Consider the following 25,182-nt stretch of genomic DNA (forward strand, 5'->3'; position numbering starts at 1 on the left):
TTTATAATCTATTCAACAACTTTTACCATTGCTGGACGAATACAACGACCATCAACAGTATAGCCAGTTTGTAATACTTCACATACCGTATCAGATTCATATTCATCTGACGGCACTCGCATAATTGCTTGATGGAAATTTGGATCAAATGGTTTACCCACCGCATCGATAACGGCTAAACCGTGTTTAGATAACATAGCCATCAAGTTTTGATGGATCATGATAAATCCATCAAGGAATACCTTTGCATCACCTTCTACTGGACTTTGAACAGCTCGTTCAAAGTTATCTAATACAGGAAGTAGATCTGTAAGTACATCGCCTTTAACATATCCTGCAAGTTGCTCTTTTTCTTGATTAGTACGACGTTTGAAGTTGTCGAAGTCCGCTTGTAAACGCTTATAGCGATTATCAAAGTCTGCTTTGAGCTCCTCTAATACTTGAGCTGCGTCCGCCACAACTTCGTCAGCTTCCTCAACAGCTGGCGTCTCTACATTTGTAGTTTCCACTATTTCGTCAACTGTTTCTTGTTTAATGTCTTGTTCTTCAGCCATTATATGCCCTTTCTATTTTTGTTCTTTTACCATAGATTCCATTATATGTTTCATATGAGACAACATGCCAATGATACGACCATATTCCATTCGTGTCGGTCCTAGAATAGCAAGAGTACCGATAGGTTGATCTTGATTTGTAAAATCAGCTTGTACTATACTCATTGATTGAAGTGCTTCGGTATCATTTTCATTGCCAATCTTTACCTTTACAGGTGTAGGTGAATCATCCTTTAATAATTGTCCCAATTGATTTTGTTCTTCCACTAATGAAAGCAAGGGTTGCACTTTTTCAACAGACTTAAACTCTGGTTGATTTAACAACTCCGTGGTACCTACAGAATAGAACAACTTACGTTTATTAATTGCTCGTAATAATGTTTCTGAAAGGATCATCAAAATCCCTCGTGGACCTTCCATATGAATCAATAGTGTTCCTAACGCTTCAGCTGTTACATGACCAATACTTATATTCTGTAAAGCATTGCTAAATTGCATAGCTAAACTTTGTAATACATCAGGCGAAACGCCTTCAGTAAAGTACATTAATTCATTATCAAGAGCACCAGTTTCAGTAATAACAACCATGACAGCTTGATGTGAATCAAGCGGCAATACATGAATGTATTTGATTAATGCTCTATCATGGGCTGGAGCTAAGAACAAACTCATACTATGGCTCACTTGTGATAATAATTTAGCCATATTTAAGAAGAGCTCACTGGTAGATCCATTAGAATGTTTCCATAACATTTCAATTTTCTCAGCATCCTGTAATGGAACAGGTTGTTGACTCAACATAGAATCAACATATAAGCGATAGCCTTTAGCTGAAGGAATACGTCCCGCCGATGTATGAGGTTGCTCCAAATAGCCTAACTCCTCTAAATCGGACATTTCATTGCGTACTGTTGCAGGACTAATACCAAGATTATAATTCTTTGCAATCGTCCTGGAACCTACAGGTTCAGCAGATTTAACGTAGTCTTCAATTATGGCTCGCAAGATGCGCTGTTTTCTTTCATCCATAATGACACCTCTTGTTAGCACTCATAAACTTTGAGTGCTAATCGCATGTATAATATTATCACATAGGAAAAAATTGTCAAGCAAAAAAATCCTTAAAAAGTCAAATAATATCTATTTAGTCAAAAAGACAATTTAATATTTTAAATTAATTAGTCAAAAAATCAAAGTGCAATAATAAGAAAACACTTATACTATCTACATTTATGCCATATTCTAAAATCTAAATAGTAGAATATGATGGTCTAATAACATTTTTATTATTAAAACCATAAAATAGTATAAGTGTTTATATATGTAATAATTTTATTGTTACTAAAACTCAGAGAAAAACCAATCACTCTCTAGATAAACGAACAGATTAAGAACTATAAAACCATTAGCACTTAAAATATAGCAACTTATAGTTCTACACCTTCTAAGGGATTACCTAAGCGTTCTAATAGTTTTCCCATACGCTCACGGGGCTCGCCATGTTCTGCATACCAATCTACTAAGATATCTACAGCTTTTTTGGATTGCTCAACAGTAAGCTTTCTAGCCAAAATTTTACCAGCCTCTGGTCGCATTCCTGTATTGCCACCAACAGCCAGCATGAAACCTTGAGATGTACCAATAAAAGCAATATCTTTTACCATTGCATCTGGGCAGTTACGACCACAGCCACTAATTCCAATTTTGCACTTGTGAGAGGTTTTTCGGCCGTAATGTTTTCTCTCTACATAATCAGCCAATTCTTTAGTTTCCATTTGGCCATTTTTACAATAGCCTTTACCTACGCAAGCAATTAAAGAATTTACACCTCTATGAACAACTGTAGTTACGCCTTCTGGTAATTCAGAGATAAGTTCTTCCTTATCGTCTTTTTCAATACCTGTAATTTGTATACCTGTTACAACATGACGGAAGGATCCTCCATATTTTTCAGCTAGTTCTATGCATGCTTTCATTTGATCTAAAGTAAATTCATTATGTAAACCGTGTAATATGACAGATGTCTTCATCGTTCCTCCTCAAATCTAGCATGCTTATTCATCATCATCCTATTTATACTAACATATTAGATTTTGAGAAACTGTGAGAAATTACTCACGAATAAATTGACTAAATACATAGTTACCATGCTTGGCGCCTTCTGAAGTTAAATGATAACTACCATTTTGATATTCTAATAAGCCTTTATTAACTAAATCTTCTAATACAGTGCCAAATAAGTTATGTACAGATACGCCAAATCTTTCCTTAAATTTTTGTTCATCAAGGCCCCACTTAGTGCGAAGCGCTAAGAAGCAAAAGTCCTCTTGAGCTCGCTCTACAGTAATAGTCTCCGTATCGATAGTAGGCATAGTATATCGATCTACCGCTTGTATATAAGGCATCACATTTCGATTGTTACTACGGCGTATACCATCATAGAAGGAATGAGCTCCAGCACCAAATCCTAAGTAGTCTACATAGTGCCAATATTTTAAATTATGACGACTATAAGAACTAGCTTTAGCAAAATTAGAAATTTCATATCGTTCAAAACCTAACTCTTTTAATCCTTCCATCATTGTGTCATACATCGCTTCATCAATGCTTTCACTAGGAATAGAAATGAGATTCTTTTGTACTAAGTGGTATAAATAGGTTCCTACTTCTACCTGTAGTCCATAAGTAGAAATATGGTTTATAGGCAAATCTTTTACAATCTCTAAATTACGCTTTATGCCTTCTAAAGACTGTCTAGGTAATCCATAGATCAAATCTATATTAATATCTGTAAAGCCAGCCTCTTTAGCTTCATAAACAGCTTGTTTAGCTTTTTCCCCATTATGACTGCGATGCAGCATGGTAAGCGCCTTATCATCAAATGTTTGAACGCCAAAACTAATACGATTAAAGCCTAGTTTAACTAACTTAGTGAGATACGGTAGATCTACCTCACCAGGATTAGACTCTATAGTCATATGACAATCGTCAGTAATAGTAAAAGTACTTTTGATTTTATCGACAATCATCTGTAACTGTTGAATTGATAATTCAGTAGGTGTACCACCACCAAAATAAATAGTATCAATAGGTTTAGATTTAGACTCTGGGTGTTCTGACACCCACAAATCTATTTCTTGTATTAATGCATAGACATAGGTTTCGTAATAATCTTGTAAATTTTGATAGGCTGGAAAATCACAGTACATACATTTCTGTTTACAAAAAGGGATATGGACATACAAGCCCATATCCCCAAGTGTAACCAGATTCAAAGTATTAGAATCTGTTTTCATTATATTAGTCCTCAACCTTGAGAATAGCCATAAATGCTTCTTGCGGAATTTCTACAGAGCCCACAGACTTCATACGTTTCTTACCAGCTTTTTGTTTTTCTAAGAGTTTACGCTTACGAGAAATATCACCGCCGTAACATTTTGCTAAAACGTCTTTACGCCAAGCCTTTACAGTTTCACGAGCCACAATTTTCGTGCCCACCGCTGCTTGAATTGGAATTTCAAACATTTGACGAGGAATCAATTCTTTTAATTTTTCAGCTAACGCACGACCACGTGTAGCAGCACGGTCCTTATGTACGATAATAGACAATGCATCCACAGGATCACCATTTAATAGAATATCCATCTTAACCATTGGAGATTGTTTATATCCAATCAACTCATAGTCAAGAGATGCATAACCCTTTGTAGCAGATTTCAATTTATCAAAGTAGTCGTAAATAATTTCACTCAAAGGCAAGTGATACACAACAGATACACGTGATTCATCCAAATATTCCATGGATTGATATTCACCACGTTTATCTTGAGATAACTCCATAATAGTACCTACGAAATCTTTAGGCACAATTGTAGTAGCTTTTACATATGGTTCTTCAATGTAGTCGATTTCTGTAGGAGGTGGCAATTTAGCCGGATTATCTACTTCTAGCATTTCTCCATTTGTTTTATATACCTTGTAGTTTACAGATGGAGCTGTCGTAATGAGCGTTAAATTATATTCTCGCTCTAACCGTTCTTGAATAACGTCCATATGTAACAAACCGAGGAAGCCACAACGGAAACCAAAACCTAACGCCAAGGATGTTTCCGCTTCATATTCCAAGGCAGCATCGTTAAGCTGTAACTTTTCTAATGCATCACGAAGGTTTTCGTAATCTTTAGACTCTGTCGGATAGAGACCACAATATACCATAGATACAGCTTTACGATAGCCTGGCAATGGCTCTGGTGCAGGATTATTAGCTAATGTTACCGTATCACCTACGTGACAATCTTTTACATTTTTGATACTAGCTGCAATACAACCTACCGATCCACAAGGTAATTCTTGTACTGGTACGAGATTTGGTGTAAAGATTCCAAGCTCAGTAACATCAAAATCTTTTTTATCATGCATCATACGAATTGTATCTTTTGTCTTGATAGTGCCTTCTTTTACCCGTACATACGCAATAGCACCTTTATAGGAGTCAAAGCGGCTATCAAAAATCAAAGCTCTCGTAGGTTGATCAGATTTATCTGGTGGCGCAGGTACTTTATTTACAATAGCTTCCAAAATATCAGGGATACCGATGCCTGATTTAGCAGAACATAACACTGCTTCTGATGCATCTAAGCCAATGATATCTTCAATTTCATGTTTAACTCGATCAGGATCTGCAGAAGGTAAATCAATTTTGTTAATAACAGGAATGATTTCAAGATCATGTTCTAAAGCGAGATACACATTCGCCAACGTTTGAGCCTCTACACCTTGTGCAGCATCTACTACCAGTAGTGCACCTTCACAAGCTGCAAGAGAACGAGATACTTCATAGCTGAAATCCACATGGCCAGGAGTATCGATAAGGTTTAAAGTATACTCTTCTCCATCTTGTGCTTTATACAAAATACGAACAGATTGAGCTTTAATGGTAATACCACGTTCTCGTTCAAGATCCATGGAATCCAAAACTTGAGCTTCCATTTCACGCTTTTGTAATGTACCAGTATATTCAATTAATCTATCAGCGATGGTAGATTTACCATGGTCAATATGAGCTATAATACAGAAGTTTCTAATCTTTTTCGTTGACATACTATGTAAACAAGTTCAAGGAACTTGTATTCTCCTTTCTAACATACGCGATCGATAACAGCACCTCCTAATAGTTGAGTGCCATTATAAAAGGCTACGGACTGACCTGGTGTAATAGCCCGTTGTGGTTCTTCGAAGATAACTTCCATCGTATCATCATCTAAGATACGTGCAGTACAAGGTGAAGGATTTGCTGCATAGCGAATTTTACCTTCTGCTTTTAATTCTTTATGAATTGTATCATCTAGGAAATTATAGAACTTGCAAATCATACGATTCGTAAAAAGTCGATCATTAGGACCTACAATGACTTCATTACGTTCACCATTAAAGCCAATTACATATAATGGATGCTTATATGCAATGCCAAGGCCCTTACGTTGGCCTATAGTGTAGTTAAATAAACCATTATGCTTACCTAATACCTCACCATCTTCAGTAACGATATTACCAGACTTTGGTTTATCTTTCATTTCTTCTACTACAAGCTTTTGATAATTCCCATGAGGCAAGAAGCAAATATCTACACTATCTGGTTTTTTAGCTACTGGCAAATCATATTCAGCAGCTAATTTACGTGTTTCAGTCTTACATTGGCCACCTAGTGGGAACATGAGGTGACTCAAAATGCGTTGGTTCATATTGTACATAACATAGCTTTGGTCTTTAGTAGGATCAACGCCTTTATGTAATTCATATAAACCAGTTTGTTCATTATAATTAACCTGTGCATAATGGCCAGTAACCATATGTGTGGCACCAAGTTCAAGGGCTCGATTGAGCATCAAATCAAATTTGATATTTTTATTACAGAATACACAAGGATTTGGTGTACGACCATAGGCATATTCTTTTACGAAGTAATCTACTACATTATCGTAGAATACATCACGAGCATCAATAACATGATGCTCAATACCAAGAAAATCACACATCTTCTTAGCATCTGTAACAGCGAGAGGCACTGAATCATAAGGTGTACCACTCACCCATAGCCATAGGGTAATACCAAATACTTTATAGCCTTGTTTTAGTAGCATTGCAGCAGTTAAAGAACTGTCTACGCCGCCACTCATAGCTACAGCGATAACTTTTTCCATACTTTCTCCTTTTAATGATCTCTTGATCATAAAACTAATCAGGGTGAAAGCCTGACGTGTAAAACACTAGTTCGGTGTAAAAGTCCGAGTAGTATTGCTATGAAATTATAGCAACTTATATTATAGCCTAGAATTAGGTACATTGAAAAGATTTGAAATAAAAAGAATCCCTTTCTTATAACAAAAGGGATTCAAATCATTATCTATGTTTTAAAAGCTCTTCAGCGGCTCCTAAAATACCAAGCATGGAATGTTCAAATACTAAGCCACCTTGCATAAAAATCGTATACGGAGGACGAACAGGACCATCTGCACTCAATTCAATAGATGAACCTTGTACAAAGGTACCACCGGCCATGATGATTTTATCTTCGTACCCAGGCATATCACCAGGAATTGGATGTACGTGGGCATCTACAGGAGAATAGGCTTGCATGCCTACACAGAAGTGCTCCATTTCTTCCCCGTTTTTTAGATTAATAGCTTGGATTAAATCGTAGCGATCAGCATTTACTTTTGGGAATACATCATATCCTAACAGTTCACCTACTGCAGCCGTATATACAGCACCTTTAAGAGCTTGTAATACTACGTGAGGAGCCATAAATAAACCTTGGAAGAACAATCGGTAACCAGGTGCATAAGAGCCCATATGATCACCCAGTCCTGGCGCAGTAAGTTGATATGCTGCATCCTCTACTAAGTCTTCACGACCTACGATGTAGCCACCTGTTGGTGCTAAGCCGCCCCCTGCATTTTTAATGAGAGAACCAGCCATAATATCGGCGCCTGCTTCTAAAGGTTCTTGCAGTTCTGTAAACTCACCATAACAATTATCTACAAAACAAATAGTATTCGAGTTTTTAGCTTTTACAGCATCTACAATAATCTTAATATCTGCAATAGATAATGGTTCGCGCGTACTATAACCACGGGAGCGTTGAATCACTACTACTCTCGTATTATCATTAACAGCATTAGCAATAGCTTCCACATCATAAGTATTATCTTTTAAAGGTACCTCAGTATAGGTAAACCCCTTTTCTACAAGAGATCCACGCACTTCACGAGCAGCACCAATTACGGATTGCATTGTATCGTAAGGAGCCCCAACTGCATAGATAAACTCAGTCCCCTTAGATCCATTACCCATTAAAGCAATAAGAGTTGTTGCTAGTGCATGCGTACCAGATACGAAATGAGGACGAACAATAGCCTTTTCACCTTTAAATACATAAGCGAATACTTCATCTAGTTTTTCGCGGCCCACATCGTTATAACCATAGCCCGTAGTGCCTGTAAAGTGATAATCAGATACTTGGCACTCTTTAAAGGCTTCTAATACCTTTTTTGTATTGGCCAATGCAATAGGTTCAAACTTTTTAAATTCAGGTTCAGCCATCTCAAGGGCTTTACTACGTATTTCTTCTAATGTCATGCTAATCCTTCTCTACGAATTAATTCCATAGCTTTATTAAATATAAAATCTTTAGATGTATTATTATCAATATGAATCCATTCAATATATGGCATACGCTTATACCAAGTAATTTGTCGCTTTGCGAAATGACGAGTATTCTTCTTGATCAAATCTCTACATTCATCAAGGTTAATACTGCCATTTATATAATCTACAACCTCTTTATAACCAATCCCCTTAAAGGCTTGGCAGTCAGGATTTACACTGGACTTAACTAGTTGCTCAACCTCTTCAATTAAACCTGCATCAAACATCATATCAACGCGTAAATTAATGCGTTCATATAACTGATCACGATCTCTCATAAGACCAATAACAGGCCCTTTATAAGATACACCATCTTTTGTCTGATTACGTAACGAATCTACATCACCATGATGCAATATTTCAATAGCTCGATACAAACGATGTTTATCACTATATTGAATTTCTATATTATATTTTCTTCCTAATGTGAAAGCATAGTCTCGTAAACCATCTATACCTTTAGCATTAAATAACTCATCTAGTTCTAATCGTAAATTTTCATCAGGCTTAACTTCATTAAAGTTATAGTTCTCTAATAACGATTGAACATATAACCCTGTACCACCAGACAGAATAGGTAGAATATTCCTATCATTTAATCTACCAATTATCTCTTTAGCTTGATTTTGGAAAATAGATACTGAATATGAATCATTTGGTTCTAATATATCGATAAGATGATGCTTCACACGGTTAAGTTCATCCGCCGATGGTTTAGCGGTACCAATATTGAGTTGTTTATATACTTGATAAGCATCACCAGAAATAACCTCAGCATGTAGCTGTTCTGCTAAGTTCAAGGTAAGATCTGTTTTGCCTACCGCCGTTGGTCCAACGATGGTAATTAAGGGATTCACATTAACTCCTTCATATATACACCATAGCCTATACGACTATATTTTCCACCCACCCATTGATGGGGCGGATACTTTTGAAAGACCGAACTAAATGGTCGTTCTTTAATAATAACACCATAAGTGGCAACACGCATAGCTTGTGCCATGATTTTATCATCTATATGACTTTCCACAGTATGTCCCCGAAGAGGTTTGAATTGAGGACTTTCCTCTACAGGAACTTCAAACATAGGATCAAAATAAATAATATCAATACTATTATCAGGTAGGTTTGGTAAATAGTGCTCAAAGGTATCATGATTTACTTTAATACGTCGCAATACATTCGTTACACTATCATCAGTATGAATATAATGAGCTAAACCATGACAAGTGGCAAGCCATATAGGTAAAGACCCTTCTAGGCCAGTTATTTGAGCCTGTGGGTAACCATAACTCACTACAATACTGTCACTACCAAGGCCAATTGTACAGTCTAAAAACGTAAATTTATCTCTATTAGATAATCCTTTTGTATCTAATATGACTTGTACCGCATTAACGAGATGATCGCCTTCACCGCGTTGTAAACGTAATATACGTAATTGAGCCATAGACAAATGAAAGGTATGTTGTTGATTATCTGGGAAATGAATAGTTAATCCAGAACCAGCAAGAACTGCAATATATTCGCATTGATACTTACCGAATAAGGCTGGTATCGATGTTTTACCTCGTTTAATATATGTCATATGCATAGAGGAAGCCAGTGCCTTGGCTTCCTCCTGAATGACCTCATTAGATTTTTGAGATGTCGTTAGTATATTCATATTAAGACCGTAAGAATAATTTACCTAATTCATCAGGTGTAAACTTGATTATCGTTGGACGACCATGAGGACATACGTACGGTTTTTCTGTACTAAACAAATCCTCAATTAAGGTAGTCATTTGATACATATTTAAATTATGACCTGCCTTAATGGCCCCTCTACAAGATGCATACGCTAGCATTTCATGTCGCAACTGAGCCTTAGTAGGCTGTTGATGATCATGTAAGTAAGAAAATACATATTGGAGAATTTCAAAAGCTTTAGATTCAATTAAATCTACAGGAGCGCCTACAAGTTTTATCTTAGTAGGGCCACCTAGCTCTACATCAAATCCAAGATCAAGTAAGGTATCTCGTTCTTCTTCTACCAAATTCATTTCATCATCTGTAGCCTCACTATATTGAGGCACAAGTATAGATTGCATAGGAATGGATTCAGAAGACTTACAAAGCTTATCATAACGCACACGTTCATGAGCCGCATGTTGGTCTATTATGTAGAGATCATCACCCTTTTTAGCCAAAATATAACAAGAAGCAACTTGCCCCATAGGTAGGAATCCAGAATTTTGAATGGTACGCTCCTCTGTATTATCTTCACGAATATCTTGAGCTAAAGACTTAAATTTCTCAACGTCTTCCTTCGTATAACTAGTATATTCAGTAGGAACAGCAGCGAAGCTTTCGTCTGTAAAGGATGACTGTTCATAAGTAGCCTTTGGCGGAGGTGGTGTAAAGCCCTTAGTCTTAAGACTCTCTACAAACTGTGTAGTCTCGCCGCGCATGACTTCGTATCCTTTAGTACGGCGACTACCAAATACTTTGTCATAATCTACCGCAGTAGCTATATGTTCAGCAGACTGCATCTCATCTTGTACCACAGAAGGTGTTCTATAGGAATCATATGTACTATTGTCATGGTGAGATAAACTACCATAAGAACTAGAATTAGTAACTGTAGCATTACTGTTAGTATTTACGTCATTACTATTGGTTTCATTATTATGGAAATCAGCTCCATTATTAATTGTGCCATTTATATAAGAAGATGATTCTCGTTCGTATCGCTCATGTAGAGGATTATTTAAAGCGTTTAAAATGCCATGATAAACAGCTTTAAATATAATCTTATCATCAGAGAATTTTACTTCACTCTTCCGTGGATGAACATTAATATCAACCATACCAGCAGGTACAGTGATATTAAGTACCACTAAAGGATGACCGTTTTTAGGTAATAATGCATGGTATGCATTATCGATAGCCTTCATGATGGTTTTATCAGAAATAACACGGTTATTAACGATAATAGTTTGCCAAATTCTTGTACTTTTAAGAAGCGTAGGTTTACTAACTACACCATCGATATAAATAGAGTCACTTTCATAAGCAACAGTGAAAATGTCATCCTTCGTTTTATATCCATATAATGCAGCTATCGTATCACCAATATTACCATTGCCAGGTGTAATAATAGCTACCCGATCATCTACGATGAGTTTAAAAGAAATATGTGGGTTACTAAGGGCCAATTTGCCTACAATATCTTGAATTTTAGAAGATTCGGTACGCTCTGTTTTCAAGAATTTGCGACGGGCTGGCGTATTATAAAACAAGTCTCTAATTTCAATTGTTGTACCAGGTGCCGCACCATAAGGAATACAATCGGTGAAAGTACCACCATCTACGGTAATACGAGTGCCCAAATCAGAGTCAGCTTTACGTGTAGTCAAAGAAAAATGAGACACCGAGGCAATACTAGCCAAAGCCTCGCCACGGAAGCCGAGGGATGCTATATCAAATAAATCCTCTACCTGTTGTATTTTAGAGGTAGCATGACGTAGGATTGCTAACCGTGCATCCTCTTCAGTCATGCCAACACCATTATCGGTAATGCGCATATATGCCACACCACCATCTCCAATTTCTATCTCAATATTGGTCGAAGAAGCGTCAATGGAGTTTTCAATGAGCTCTTTAATAACAGATGCGGGACGTTCCACAACTTCGCCAGCAGCTATTTTATTGATTGTGGTTTCATCCAATACATGAATGGTAGCCATTATTTCCCGCCTCCTTTACGAGCCTCCTCTTGTAGTTCATATAATTTATTTAATGCTTCAATCGGTGTCATACTCATTACATCCACTTCGAGTAAGCTATCGACTACAGAATGAGTAAATAAATTGCCTAGTGGTGAATCACTCACTTGTTTTGTAGTCGTTTTAACCACATTAGTAGATTGTCCACCAATTACGCGGTTATTTAAATCACTAGCATCATGACTTTGATCTTCCAATGACTCCAAAATTACCTCTGCTCGTTTTAACACAGAATTTGGTAATCCTGCTAATCTCGCCACATGAATACCATAGCTACGGTCTGCACCACCTCTGATGATGCGGCGCAAGAATGCAACATCTTTACCTTTTTCTTTTACAGCTACTGTGTAATTCTTTAATTTACTATAGCTTTCTTCTAAACCAATTAGCTCATGGTAATGGGTAGCAAATAATGTCTTGCCGTGAATATGCTTACAAATATGCTCAACTACGGCTTGAGCAATACTTAAACCATCAAATGTACTGGTGCCACGACCAATTTCATCTAAGATAATTAAGCTGTTATGTGTAGCATTCTCTAAAATATAGGCTACCTCTTTCATTTCTACCATGAACGTACTTTGACCAGTAGAAATATCATCACTAGCACCTACACGTGTAAAGATACGATCTACTGGAGAAATAGATGCTTCACGGGCAGGAATAAAGGAACCAATTTGAGCCATAATCATCAAAATAGCAGCTTGACGCATATATGTTGATTTGCCGGCCATATTAGGACCTGTAATGAGCAAAAATTCCTCATCATCATGATTTAGAACGATATCATTTGGTACAAACACTTCACGCTTCAAGAATTTTTCAATAACAGGATGACGACCATCTCGAATATTGATTTGACCATTCATAACGATGGTAGGGCAAATATAATTCTCTTCGTAACCTACTAGTGCCAAAGAACACAATACATCAAGCTCAGCAAGAGCACGAGCTGTTTCTTGTACCTCTTTAATAACAAGTTTTATATCATTTCGTAATTGTTGATATAATTCATGTTCTAAAGCGATTATCTTGTCTTTAGCGCTAAGAATTTTGATTTCAAACTCCTTTAACTCAGGCGTAATATAACGCTCTGCATTAGCTAAAGTTTGTTTTCGAATAAAGTAATCAGGTACTTGTTCAGATTTACTATGAGATACTTCGAAATAATAACCAAACACTTTATTATAGCCAGTTTTTATTTTAGATAAACCTGTAGCCTCTTTAATGTCGGCTTCCATCTTAGCTAGCCACTGCTCGCTATTAGTAGCTAAAGAACGTAGTTCATCTAAATCTGGATTAAAACCATCTTTAATGATGCGGCCTTCTTTTAATGTCAATGCTGGTTGATCTGCAATAGAACGACATAACAGATCATATATATCTTTATGGTCTTGAATGCGGTCATTAATAGCGGTTAAGGCCAAGCTTGAACATGTGCCTAATACATTTTTAATATCTGGCAATACTGCTAGGGATTCACGAAGAGCCGTTAAATCTCTAGGTGACACAGAGCCAGTTTCTACACGACCTACGATACGTTCAAAGTCATAAATACAATCTAGTAAGCTACGGATATGAGACCGCTCTGCTCCACGTGTAATAAGTTCTGCTACGGCAGCTTGTCTACGTTGAATTTGATTTACATCAGTCAACGGACTTTCAAGCCATTGCTTTAATAGACGCGCCCCCATTGGTGTCAACGTACGATCTAGTACATCGAGTAATGTACCTTTTTGACCACCATCACGTAGATTATGGGTAATTTCAAGATGACGTAAGGAAGATGTATCTAAGATTAGGCGATTACCTACACTCAATTGATGTACATAGTTAATATGGGAAATTTCAGACTTAATAATATCCTCTAAATATAAAAGCATATACCCTAATGCTTCCCATACATCCTCTTCCATAAGACCTAGGTCACCAAAGTGAGTAACTGCTTTTTCCGCCACCTCTCGTTGTGTATGATATGTACTAAATGGAGATAATACAATATTGCTGAATTGATTATCCATAAAGTCTTTTATATCTTGCGGTAATACAGTTCCTTCAGGCAATATAATTTCACTTGGACGATACATACTGAGCGCATCAAACATATCACTTCGTTTTTCACAATCAGTAATACGATGCCAAATAACTTCCCCAGTTGATACATCTGAAAATACGAGTATCCATGCATCTTTTACCATATAAAATAATGATAAAAAATTGTTAGACCGTGCATCATTACCATTTTCAGTCATCACAGTTCCCGGTGTAATAACTTTAATAACGTCACGCTTAACGATACCCTTAACTGCTTTAGGATCTTCTAATTGTTCACAAATTGCAACCTTGTACCCTTTTTTTACTAATGTTTCTATATAGCTTTCAGCAGCATGAAAAGGAACGCCACACATTGGTGTGCGTTCCTCATCTCCTGTAGGGCGTCCTGTTAAGGTAATATTTAGTTCACGAGATGCAACTAGAGCATCATCATTAAATAATTCATAAAAGTCACCTAAGCGAAAGAACAGTAATTCATCAGGATATCTAGATTTAATATCTAAATACTGCTCCATCATAGGTGTTTGCTTTTTTGCCATACTTACCCCTTTTGTATTGTACCGTAGCAAACCCAAGTTTGTGCTTTATCAATATAGGCTGGTACTGTTTCACCAATTGATAAGGAATCGTCTTTCGGGAATAACACCATTTTATTGCCCGATGTCCGACCAAACCACATATCTTCATCGCGAGGACTTGGTCCCTCTACAATAATATCAAATACTTGCCCTTCCATAGGTTTATTTAGTTCATAAGAGATTTCATTTTGTACATCCATCAATGTTTGTAAACGCACGCGTTTAACCTCTTCTGGAACTTGATTATCCATAGTCGCTGCTGGCGTACCAGAACGTTTAGAATAGATAAACGTATATGCCATATCATAACGTACGTCTTTCAATAATTGTAATGTAGCTTGGAAATCTTCCTCTGTTTCCCCTGGGAAGCCTACAATAATATCTGTAGTAACCACTACATCTTTAATTTTCTCACGACAGTAAGAGAGTAATTCTTTATAATGCTCCACTGTATAGTGGCGATTCATCTTTTTAAGAATACGATTAGATCCAGATTGAATCGGTAAATGTAAATGAGTAACAATATTAGAAGATCGACCAAGGGCATCTATCATCGACTTAGTCATATCTTGAGGATGACTTGTCATATAACGAATACGTTCAATACCTGGAATACCATCTAAAGCATCTATGAGTGTCCCAAAATCGGTACCATCTTTAAAATCTAAGCCATAAGAATTTACATTTTGCCCCAATAAAGTGATCTCTTTAAACCCTTTTGCCCCTAGTTCGGTTACCTCTTTTACGATGGCCTCTACAGGACGGCTGATTTCTCTACCACGAACGTGAGGAACGATGCAGTACGTACAGAACTTATTGCATCCATTCATAATAGGTACCCATGCATAAAAGGTACCATTAGGTTTTGCCTCCAATTCAGGTAACACGGAATTATCCATGTCTACATTGATTTGGTGTGTATGACCTCGTTGTACCTCTTCAATCATTTCATTAATATGCTGAATATTATGAGTACCTAAGACAATATCAATATGTGGAGCGCGCTTAAACATTTCTGCTTGATTCTTCTGTGCCATGCATCCTGTAACAGCAAGAATCAAGTTTTTATTTTTTCTCTTCAGTCTCATTAGCTCACCTATGCGGCCATAGACTTTTGTTTCTGCATTCTCACGCACTGCACAAGTATTTAATAAAATTAAATCTGCAGTTTCCACGTCTTCTGTCGGCGTATACCCAACAGATTCGAGCTGATGCGATAAGCGCTCAGAATCGGCAGTATTCATTTGGCAACCATAGGTGTAAATATAATAAGACTTCATTCTAACTCCTACACTTTAACAATCTTACGTTTAGTTTCTATAATATTTTTAACTTTTATGGACATCCGTTCAATAGACATGCCTGTAATATATTCGATTTCATTACGAACAGACTTTTGCACCTGTTGCATTAATGATTTAACAGGATAACCATGTTCAATAACAACAGCCATATCTACAACTAGACCATTTTGACCTTTATCGCTTTTTTTGAAAGAAATAACACTTGATTCATCAACACCGACAACTTTTTTTAAGCCATTGCGAATCAATTTAATAATTACATCATCATCAAAGGTGAGTCGTCCATAATAGCTGAAAGCAGGGCGTACTACAGAACGTTCAAAGCCTTCTGACCCAATTTGCCCCAATGTATCTTGGTCTTGTTTTTTTAATGTACGTCGACGCCACATAGTTTTGATTGGATCAATTAGGTACCCTCTAAAATGAGGTTTCAATTCCATCGTTGGAACTGGAATAATATGTTTACCTTCTTTTAGACGAGCATGTTGTGCCTTTTCAATCTCTTTAGGTGTAGCAACGTCCTCGATACGAATATATCGATCAGGATCTTGCAAGCCTAATGCTTTCGTAATTTTCTTAACCATATTATCGGATGTACCAATAATCATAAGTTTATTAGGATTGATTTTATCTAATTGCTCACGTACTGATTTTACTTGTACTTCATCTTGGAAAATAGCACGACGAACAGCTTTTAATCGGCTAGATTCCTTTTTAGCAGAAAAACCAGCTACAATCTTATTATCGTGAATTAAAATACCATCATCGATAATACATTCAATATTGTTTTCATGAGCAACTACGAGCGCACGATGGCTTTTACCAGTGCCACTACTACCTACAAATGCAACGACTTCCATAGTCAACCTCATTATTTATAACAAACTAATAAATTCTGATACATCATGTCCAGATACTAAATAATCACCAAAATTATCTGGTTCTTTTCCTGGAATTCCATGATAATCAGAACCACCAGTGATAAAAAGTTTATACTGTTTAGCTAACGCTTTGTATCGTTCTACATCTTCATCATTATGTTTTGAATGATACACCTCTATACCATCAAAATTAAAATCTAACATTTCTAGCACATATTCATCACTGGAAACTAATTTGGGATGTGCCATAACGGCAAAACCACCAGCTTTATGAATAATATCAATAATATGTTGAACCTCAACTTTTACCTTAGGCACATAGCAAGGACTGTTCTTACGTAGAATTCCTCTAAAGACTTCATTAACATCCTTAGCATATCCACCATCAATTAAAAGTTTACCAATATGTGGACGTCCATAAGCTTTAGTGTCAGGAAATTGTTTGATTAATTCTTCTTTTGTAATATGATATCCTTCGCTATTACAGCGTCTTATCATTTCATCAACACGTTCTTCACGTTTTCCTTTAAAGAACGTAATAAAATCATTTAACTCTTTATTATTTTCATCAAAACAATATCCTAAAATGTGAATAGACTTATCTTTATAATCAGCACTAAATTCACAGCCGTTTATAATTTTAATCGTTTTATTAGGATCTAAATCTTGTTGAGCAGTACGCAATGCTTTTATGCCATCAATTTCATCATGATCAGTTAAAGCCATCATAGATAGATTACAATCTAAGGCATGACGCAATAATGCCTTTGGTGTTTCAATACCATCGGAATAAACGGAATGCATATGAAAATCTACAAGCATAGAGCACCTCCCATTACAAATATCCTATCTTTTAATTATGACTGATTTAGTCTATTAATTCAAGTTTAGAAAGAAAAATTGCGACCCTAATGAGTATTCACTAGAATCGCAATTTAATTATAAATCTTGAAGCAATTCAGTAACCTTAGTTGCTACAGAATCAATGGCACATGTAATGGCCTCTCCAGACTTACGAATTTGAATTTCTACTTCATTATTTTCAAGTGTGTTTTTACTTACTGTAATACGAAGTGGATAACCAATTAAATCAGCATCCTTAAATTTTACACCAGCTCGATCTTTACGGTCATCAAGTAACACATCTACACCTGCATTTTGTAATGCAGTATAAATGGTTTGACTTGTGGACATCAATGCTTCATCTTTAGCATTAATAGGTACGATAACAGCTTCAAATGGTGCAATAGAACGAGGCCAAATAATACCATTTTCATCGTGGTATTGCTCAATAGCTGCAGCTAATGTACGAGATACACCAATGCCATAACAGCCCATAATCATTGGATTAGGACGACCATTTTGGTCTAAGAATGTAGCTTGTAATGCTTCAGAATATTTTGTGCCTAATTTAAATACTTGACCAACTTCAATACCTTTAGCATGTTCTAATGCACCACCACAAGTTGGGCAAACATCGTCATCTGTAATTAAACGAATTGGTGCAACAATAATATCTTCTACATTAAAGTCACGTTTAGGGTTGATATTAACATAGTGCGCATCTTTTTTATTGGCACCGCCACAAACATTGTAAGATTCCATAACAGATTCATCTACAACAATAGCAAACTCCTCTGTTTGTTTTAATCCTACTGGACTGATGAAGCCAGCTGTTAAGCCCACTTTTTCTAATTCTTCAGGTGTAGCCATTTCAGGTTCTACAGAACCAAGTACAGCATGTTGTACAGCCACTTCATTTACTTCATGATCGCCACGAACAATGGCTAATACAACTTTACCATCAATAGAGAATACAACGGCTTTAATCGTTTTTTCTAGTGGTAAATTTAACATATCTGCAACAGCTTCAATAGTGCTTGCATTTGGAGTATCGACAACGGATAACTCTTGCAGTGCTTCTTCTTCCTGTTTCATAACACCAGGTTTACCAATTTCAATGTTTGCAGCATAGTCACATTTAGTGCAATATACAATATCAGCTTCACCAGCTTCAGCAATTGCCATAAATTCATGTGTTCCACTACCACCGATGGCACCACTATCAGCTTCTACAGGACGGAATGTAAGACCACAACGCGTAAAAATACGTGTATATGCATCATACATAGATTTATAAGATTCGTCTAAACCAGCTTCATCCACATCAAAAGAATATGCATCTTTCATAATAAATTCGCGACTACGCATCAAACCATAACGTGGACGACGTTCATCACGGAATTTACTTTGGATTTGATATAAATTTACTGGTAATTGACGGTAGGAGTTAATCTCATTTTTTACAAGAGTTGTAATCATCTCTTCATGAGTAGGTCCTAGGCAGAACTCATTATCATGACGATCATTAATACGCATCATTTCTGCGCCATATGCGTTCCAACGGCCAGACTCTTTCCAAATTTCTGCAGGTTGTAAGATAGGCATCATAATTTCTTGAGCACTAGCACGATCCATTTCTTCACGTACAATGGCTTCAATTTTTTTGATACTTCTCCACCCCAATGGCAAAAAGCTATATAAACCATTTGCAGTTTTGCGCATAAAACCTGCGCGAAGCATAAGCTGTTGGCTAACTACATCGGCGTCAGATGGAACCTCCCGCAATGTAGGTGCATATAATTTAGTGGCTAACATAAAGACTCCTCATTTAAGTTTTCTAAATATTGATCAATTTCTCTAAATAATGTATCGACTAATTCAGCTTCTGGTACAGTCTTGATAACTTCACCCTTTCGGAAAACAATACCTTGACCATTACCACCAGCAATACCAAAATCAGCTTCACGAGCCTCACCGGGCCCATTTACGACACAGCCCATTACAGCAACCTTAATGGGAGCTTTAATAGATGCAAGGCGTTCCTCTACAATCCCTGCCATGTCAAATAAATTGACTTGGCAACGACCACAGGTAGGACAAGATATCATGGTGGCCCCAAAGTTTCGTAAACCTAGGCTGCTTAAAATACTGCGACCTACTTCGATTTCATGTATTGGATCACCCGTTAAAGATACCCGTAATGTATCACCAATGCCGTCTAATAATAAAGCACCAATGCCCATAGCAGACTTGATGGTACCTTGTTTTATCGTCCCAGCCTCAGTAACACCTAAATGCAAAGGATAAGGAATCTTATCGGATAACTTACGATAGGCTTCTACCATTAAAGGAACTTCCGTTGCTTTAATGGATAATTTCATTTGGCGATAGTCGAGCTTTTCAAGAATTCGCACATGTTCTAATGCAGTCTCTACCATGCCATCTGCTGTAGGATGGCCACCATGAGCATCGAGGATATGCTTAGGTAAAGAACCAGCATTGACACCTATACGAATTGGAATTTGTTTAGGTTTAGCTTTTTCAATAACAGCTAACACTTTATCCTCTCCGCCAATATTTCCCGGGTTAATACGCAATCCATCAACATTATTCTCAATAGCTTCTAAAGCTAATTTATAGTCGAAATGAATATCAGCAATTAAAGGAATATCGATACCAGCACGAACTGCTTTTAAAGCTTTTGCAGATGCCATTGTAGGTACTGCAACACGTACTAATTCACAACCAGCCTCAGCTAAGCGATTTATTTCAGCAATAGCCTTTTCCGTGTGAACCGGATCAGTGGTAATCATTGATTGAATGCTTACCGGTGCATAATCACCTATTTTAACTGTACCTACATAGATACCATTTGTTGGTTTACGTACAATCATTGTAATCTCCCATCTATCTTATAGTAATCGGAATATATCCTGAGTTGTTACATATAAGAATAATGCTACCATCAAAGCAACACCAACCATTTGAATATACATAAGTGCCTTAGCAGGTAACTTACGACCTGTGATAGCTTCAGCCAAAATAATAATTAAATGACCACCATCTAATACAGGTAATGGCAAAAGATTAATAACCCCTAAGTTAATACTTAAAAATGCTGCAAAACTTAATAGTGGCGCAAAGCCAGATTGTGCAATAGTACCAGCCATTTGTGAAATCCCTACAGGTCCAGATAGCTCTGCTGCCTGTGTGCCTCGAATCATATCATATAAGCCACTTAACATAGCAACAATTGTTTGACCTGTGCGAGTAACGGCTAAACTAAAAGATTCTCCAATACTATAAGTTTCTCGAGTAAAACTAGGATAAATACCAATTTTAGGGCTATCTTGCTCCATTTTTGGAATTACAGTAGTTTCAACAGTTTGTCCATCTCGATCTACCACAACAGTAACACCATGATTTGCCGTACCTTGTAAACTAGGACGGATTTCATCCCATGTAGAGATCTTTTTACCATCGATGGTAAGAATTCTATCGTTAGATTGTAAATGTGCCTGTTCAGCGGCGCTACCTGGGATGATATTACCAATAACAGGATCATTTGTATACGTGAGATTGCCTACTGTTGCATTGAGACCAAAGAATAAAACTATGGCTAATAAAAAATTGAATACAGCCCCTGCAGAAATAACAATAAATTTCTTCCATGCAGGTTTAGTATAAAATGAGCGCTCATTAAGAGGCTCATCAGGTGTCATACCTGCAATACGATTAAATCCACCAAGAGGAATGATACGAATCGAGTATAAAGTTTCCCCTTTTTGAACCTTGAATATGGCAGGTCCAAAACCAATGGCAAATTCGTCTACTTGCATACCTGACATTTTTGCTGTAATAAAATGGCCTAATTCATGAATAAACACGATTAAACCAAATACAAATATTGTGGCTAATGCCGTTGTCATATATACTCCTATACCATCAATGATGTGGCCTTTTCTCGAGCCCATCTATCAATGGCCAATAAATTGTCTAATGTAAAGTCATCTTCAGGTCCCATAGATTCAAGGACTGATGTGACGACTTTATAAATATCACCAAAGGCGATTTTATCATCTAAAAATGCATAAACTGCAGTTTCATTTGCAGCATTAAACACAGCTGGTTTAAAACCGCTTGATCGGCCCACTTCATAAGCAAGACGAAGAGCCGGGAAATCATCATATCGAGGTGGCAAGAATTCTAATTGTAAAGCCTTTGAAAAATCTAGGTGATTCATATGTAAAGTTTCACGTTTAGGATATGTCAAAGCATACTGAATAGGCTCCCTCATATCAGGATTACCCATTTGTGCTAAGATGGCCCCATCTTTCATTCGTATCATTGAATGAACAATGCTTTGTGGATGTACCACTACGTCAATATGATCAAAATCAAAACCAAATAGCCAATGAGCTTCGATTACTTCTAACCCTTTATTAAATAGAGATGCAGAGTCAATCGTAATCTTGTTGCCCATATTCCAAGTTGGATGACATAGGCAATCAGCAGCTGTGGCAGTTTGAATTTTATCAGAATCCCAAGTGCGTAAAGGGCCACCAGAAGCGGTAACAATTAAGGAATCAACATTCTCGCGATTTTGCCCTTCTAAACACTGGAATATTGCGCTATGTTCACTATCAATAGGTAGAATTTGTACGCCATACTCCTTAGCCAAAGATGTAATCAATGGTCCACCAGCAACTAATGTTTCCTTATTAGCTAGACCTATAGTCTTACGTTTCTTTATAGCCTCTACAGTAGGTTCAATACCTGCAGCACCAACAATAGCAGTTACAACCATAGTTGCTTCTTGAATCGTAGCAGCAGCTATGAGTGCTTCCTTACCGCCCACAAGTTTTGTAGGACCTGTATAGCGTCCTTGTAGTTCTTTAAAAGCACTTTCATCAACTAGACCGGCTACTAATGGCTGGTATTCTTTAATTTGTTTTTCTAAGAGGTCAATATTATGATGTGCCACTAAGGCAACCACCTTGAATTGATCTGGATGTTGAGACACTACATCTAGTGTCTGTGTACCGATTGAGCCAGTACTGCCAATAATACTTAGGTATTTCATAAGCTTACCTCTATTAGATTAGAACGAGAATAGTAATATATAAATTAATGTAATAGGTGCCGTAAATAACAAGCTATCAAATCGATCCAATACACCGCCATGACCTGGTAATAAAGTACCAGAATCTTTCACATTACATAATCGTTTAATCTTTGATTCAAATAAATCACCTAATGGTGCAAGTATACCGCTAATCATACCAACATGAATACCCATCCACCATGGAATACCCACGATATACGAAAATACAGCACCTGTAATAATACAGCCAATGAAGCCACCAATAAAACCTTCTAATGTTTTATTAGGACTAATGGATGGAACAATTTTATGTTTACCAAAGGCACGACCCGCAAAGTACGCAAAAGTATCACTAGCCCATGTGGTAAACAATACTAGCCAAAGAGTAATTGTTCCCCAATTATATAATTCAAATGGCATTGATAAAGACATGTAAATAGAGTCATGACGAATCATGAGCAAAGAAATCATGCCAATACCAACATATAATAAACCAAATACACTAAAAGAAACGCTAGCTAAAGAGTATTTATTTTCACCAAATGTACATAACATATAATTGGCTGATAAACTCAATACTAATATAGCAATTGCTAAAATATACTGATGACATGCAAAGGCAATCATCAATAATAAAATACTAATATAACCCCATAAAATGGACATTCGCACATGTTTAGCTTTACCTAGTAAAACAAACTCACGCCATCCCAATAGAGCTAATAATGTAATAAGAACATCATACACAAATCCGCCTAATGTAATGGCCCCTAAGGCAATAATAAAACCTATAACAGCGGTTATAACACGTGTTTTTAACATTTTTTATTCCTCATCGCGTAAGCCACCAAATCGGCGTTCTCGTTTTTGATATGCTGCAACAGCTTCCAATAATGTTTCTTTAGTGAAATCCGGCCAATGTAAATCAGTAAACCAGAATTCAGCATAAGCTAGCTGCCACAATAAAAAGTTACTAATTCTAAAATCACTACTTGGACGAATTAATAAATCTACATCACTAAACTCCTTCGTGAAAAGTTGGGAGCTAACATAGTCTTCTGTAATATCGTCTGTAGTAATAGTTCCATCTACAACAGAGTTTGTAATGTTGCGGATAGTTCTTACTATTTCATCACGCCCACCATAGTTAATAGCTAACTGTAAGGTAAGGCCTGTATTATTCTGAGTTAATAATTCTGCATCGCGAATAATCTTTTGAAGCTCCTCTGAAAGAGCACTAATATATCCAATAAAGCGAATGCGTACATTATGTTCATGCATATACTTAACATTATTGTTTAAGTATTCTTTTATGAGAGCCATAAGTAAAGAAACTTCCTGTTCAGGACGCTTCCAGTTCTCTGTGGAGAAACCATATACCGTAAGAGCTCTAATTCCAATCTCATCTGCAGCAATAACAATCTGCTTTAATACGTCGGCTCCTGCACGGTGCCCCATAGATCGTGGCATCCCTCTTCGTTTAGCCCAACGACCATTGCCATCCATAATAATAGCAACGTGTTTTGGTATCGCATTACTATCAATATCAGGCGTATCAGATGGTTTACGGTTAAATAATTTCTTTAGCATAGTCTACCTCGATAGAATTTCCGAAGTCGCTGGCAATCATTGGTCTATACACTAGTATATGTAAACACTCATCAACCTTGGTAATACGTGCTACATAAAGTCCTTTATCGGCAATATCAAAAAAGCGATTAAAGGATCCCCCAATCATTACCTTAAAAGGAATATGGGCAGCCTGCAAACGAGACTTTGCAAGCTGCCATGGCATTCCAATAAGGCTATTAGAATCTAACATTATACTTCTAATACGTCCTTTTCTTTTACTGCTTTTAACTCATCAATCTGCTTAATTTTAGCATCTGTAAGTTTTTGGATTTGATCTAAACCGTCTTTAGCATCATCTTCAGTAATTGTTTTAGCTTTTTCTTCTTTTTTCAATGCATCATTTACATCACGACGAATATTACGTACTGCAACTTTAGCATCTTCAGCTTTTTTATGAACAACCTTAACGATTTCTTTACGGCGCTCCTCAGTTAATTGAGGAATAGTTAAACGAATTTGAGCACCATCATTACCTGGGTTTAAACCAAGATCGGATTGTAAAATTGCCTTTTCAATGGCACCAATCATAGTTTTATCCCAAGGTGCAATTACAATCATGCGAGGCTCAGGTACAGAGATATTCGCAACTTGGTTAATTGGAGAAGGGCTACCATAATAATCAACCATTACTTTATCAAGCAATGCTACACTAGCACGGCCTGTACGAATAGATGCGAATTCATGTTTTAAAGCCTCAATAGACTTATTCATGCGTTCTTCTGCTTGTTGTAACAATTCTTTAATTTCCATTTGA

General features: G+C 36.8%; 22 protein-coding genes. All 22 read right to left on the reverse strand.

The features are described 5' to 3' along the window. Window positions 1-8 precede the first annotated feature (8 nt). The 22 genes from grpE to frr all read right to left on the reverse strand — a co-directional run bounded on the left by grpE (window position 9) and on the right by frr (window position 25,178). On the reverse strand, window positions 9-554 hold the full coding sequence (gene grpE, locus ACWTVK_RS02505) for a nucleotide exchange factor GrpE (RefSeq protein WP_456045837.1): 546 nt from the start codon (window positions 552-554) through the stop codon (window positions 9-11). A gap of 12 nt (window positions 555-566) precedes the next feature. Continuing rightward, the gene (hrcA, locus tag ACWTVK_RS02510; protein WP_456045838.1) at window positions 567-1,583 is read right to left on the reverse strand and encodes a heat-inducible transcriptional repressor HrcA; all 1,017 of its coding nucleotides are present in this window, start codon (window positions 1,581-1,583) and stop codon (window positions 567-569) included. Window positions 1,584-1,981: 398 nt separating this feature from the next. Further along, on the reverse strand, window positions 1,982-2,584 hold the full coding sequence (locus tag ACWTVK_RS02515) for a nitrite/sulfite reductase (RefSeq protein WP_456045839.1): 603 nt from the start codon (window positions 2,582-2,584) through the stop codon (window positions 1,982-1,984). Window positions 2,585-2,665: 81 nt separating this feature from the next. Continuing rightward, window positions 2,666-3,850 (reverse strand): radical SAM family heme chaperone HemW, encoded by a 1,185-nt coding sequence (gene hemW / locus ACWTVK_RS02520; RefSeq protein ID WP_456045840.1) that lies wholly within the window; start codon window positions 3,848-3,850, stop codon window positions 2,666-2,668. 4 nt (window positions 3,851-3,854) lie between these two features. Further along, complete coding sequence (lepA, locus tag ACWTVK_RS02525; RefSeq protein WP_456045841.1) at window positions 3,855-5,654, reverse strand: translation elongation factor 4; 1,800 nt, start codon at window positions 5,652-5,654, stop codon at window positions 3,855-3,857. A 38-nt stretch (window positions 5,655-5,692) separates the two neighbouring features. After that, window positions 5,693-6,754 (reverse strand): tRNA 2-thiouridine(34) synthase MnmA, encoded by a 1,062-nt coding sequence (gene mnmA, locus ACWTVK_RS02530; protein WP_105094344.1) that lies wholly within the window; start codon window positions 6,752-6,754, stop codon window positions 5,693-5,695. 199 nt (window positions 6,755-6,953) lie between these two features. Then, a complete protein-coding gene (locus ACWTVK_RS02535) occupies window positions 6,954-8,192 on the reverse strand; it encodes a methionine gamma-lyase family protein (protein ID WP_295232025.1) in 1,239 nt (412 codons plus the stop codon). Then, window positions 8,189-9,118, reverse strand: a complete 930-nt coding sequence (miaA, locus tag ACWTVK_RS02540; RefSeq protein WP_456045842.1) for a tRNA (adenosine(37)-N6)-dimethylallyltransferase MiaA — start codon at window positions 9,116-9,118, stop codon at window positions 8,189-8,191. The genes ACWTVK_RS02535 and miaA overlap by 4 nt, the downstream gene beginning before the upstream one ends. Then, on the reverse strand, window positions 9,115-9,927 hold the full coding sequence (locus ACWTVK_RS02545) for a class I SAM-dependent methyltransferase (protein ID WP_456045843.1): 813 nt from the start codon (window positions 9,925-9,927) through the stop codon (window positions 9,115-9,117). The genes miaA and ACWTVK_RS02545 overlap by 4 nt, the downstream gene beginning before the upstream one ends. A 1-nt stretch (window position 9,928) precedes the next feature. Continuing rightward, on the reverse strand, window positions 9,929-11,992 hold the full coding sequence (mutL, locus tag ACWTVK_RS02550) for a DNA mismatch repair endonuclease MutL (protein WP_456045844.1): 2,064 nt from the start codon (window positions 11,990-11,992) through the stop codon (window positions 9,929-9,931). Beyond that, window positions 11,992-14,625: a DNA mismatch repair protein MutS gene (gene mutS, locus ACWTVK_RS02555; protein WP_456045845.1), complete on the reverse strand. Its 2,634-nt coding sequence runs from the start codon at window positions 14,623-14,625 to the stop codon at window positions 11,992-11,994. Before mutS ends, mutL begins: the two co-directional genes overlap by 1 nt. A gap of 2 nt (window positions 14,626-14,627) precedes the next feature. Then, window positions 14,628-15,944: a tRNA (N6-isopentenyl adenosine(37)-C2)-methylthiotransferase MiaB gene (gene miaB, locus ACWTVK_RS02560; RefSeq protein ID WP_456045846.1), complete on the reverse strand. Its 1,317-nt coding sequence runs from the start codon at window positions 15,942-15,944 to the stop codon at window positions 14,628-14,630. Window positions 15,945-15,952: 8 nt separating this feature from the next. After that, complete coding sequence (locus ACWTVK_RS02565) at window positions 15,953-16,828, reverse strand: Asp23/Gls24 family envelope stress response protein (RefSeq protein ID WP_129822993.1); 876 nt, start codon at window positions 16,826-16,828, stop codon at window positions 15,953-15,955. 15 nt (window positions 16,829-16,843) lie between these two features. Continuing rightward, window positions 16,844-17,653, reverse strand: coding sequence for a PHP domain-containing protein (locus ACWTVK_RS02570; RefSeq protein ID WP_233188272.1), 810 nt, complete (start codon window positions 17,651-17,653; stop codon window positions 16,844-16,846). 135 nt (window positions 17,654-17,788) lie between these two features. Beyond that, window positions 17,789-19,507 (reverse strand): proline--tRNA ligase, encoded by a 1,719-nt coding sequence (locus ACWTVK_RS02575; RefSeq protein WP_456045848.1) that lies wholly within the window; start codon window positions 19,505-19,507, stop codon window positions 17,789-17,791. Then, window positions 19,501-20,586: a flavodoxin-dependent (E)-4-hydroxy-3-methylbut-2-enyl-diphosphate synthase gene (gene ispG / locus ACWTVK_RS02580; RefSeq protein WP_456045849.1), complete on the reverse strand. Its 1,086-nt coding sequence runs from the start codon at window positions 20,584-20,586 to the stop codon at window positions 19,501-19,503. Before ispG ends, ACWTVK_RS02575 begins: the two co-directional genes overlap by 7 nt. 18 nt (window positions 20,587-20,604) lie before the next feature. Then, window positions 20,605-21,621: an RIP metalloprotease RseP gene (rseP, locus tag ACWTVK_RS02585; protein ID WP_456045850.1), complete on the reverse strand. Its 1,017-nt coding sequence runs from the start codon at window positions 21,619-21,621 to the stop codon at window positions 20,605-20,607. Between the two features lie 8 nt (window positions 21,622-21,629). Further along, window positions 21,630-22,775: a 1-deoxy-D-xylulose-5-phosphate reductoisomerase gene (locus ACWTVK_RS02590; protein WP_456045851.1), complete on the reverse strand. Its 1,146-nt coding sequence runs from the start codon at window positions 22,773-22,775 to the stop codon at window positions 21,630-21,632. Window positions 22,776-22,793: 18 nt separating this feature from the next. After that, window positions 22,794-23,618: a phosphatidate cytidylyltransferase gene (locus ACWTVK_RS02595; RefSeq protein ID WP_303940408.1), complete on the reverse strand. Its 825-nt coding sequence runs from the start codon at window positions 23,616-23,618 to the stop codon at window positions 22,794-22,796. 3 nt (window positions 23,619-23,621) lie between these two features. Then, the gene (locus ACWTVK_RS02600; RefSeq protein WP_456045852.1) at window positions 23,622-24,386 is read right to left on the reverse strand and encodes an isoprenyl transferase; all 765 of its coding nucleotides are present in this window, start codon (window positions 24,384-24,386) and stop codon (window positions 23,622-23,624) included. Further along, window positions 24,367-24,618 carry a hypothetical protein gene (locus ACWTVK_RS02605; RefSeq protein WP_105085568.1) on the reverse strand — a complete coding sequence of 84 codons (252 nt, stop codon included), beginning with the start codon at window positions 24,616-24,618 and terminating at the stop codon, window positions 24,367-24,369. The genes ACWTVK_RS02600 and ACWTVK_RS02605 overlap by 20 nt, the downstream gene beginning before the upstream one ends. Continuing rightward, a complete protein-coding gene (gene frr, locus ACWTVK_RS02610; protein WP_005386731.1) occupies window positions 24,618-25,178 on the reverse strand; it encodes a ribosome recycling factor in 561 nt (186 codons plus the stop codon). Before frr ends, ACWTVK_RS02605 begins: the two co-directional genes overlap by 1 nt. Window positions 25,179-25,182 lie beyond the last annotated feature (4 nt).

This window comes from Veillonella sp. Ser01 (assembly GCF_053850375.1).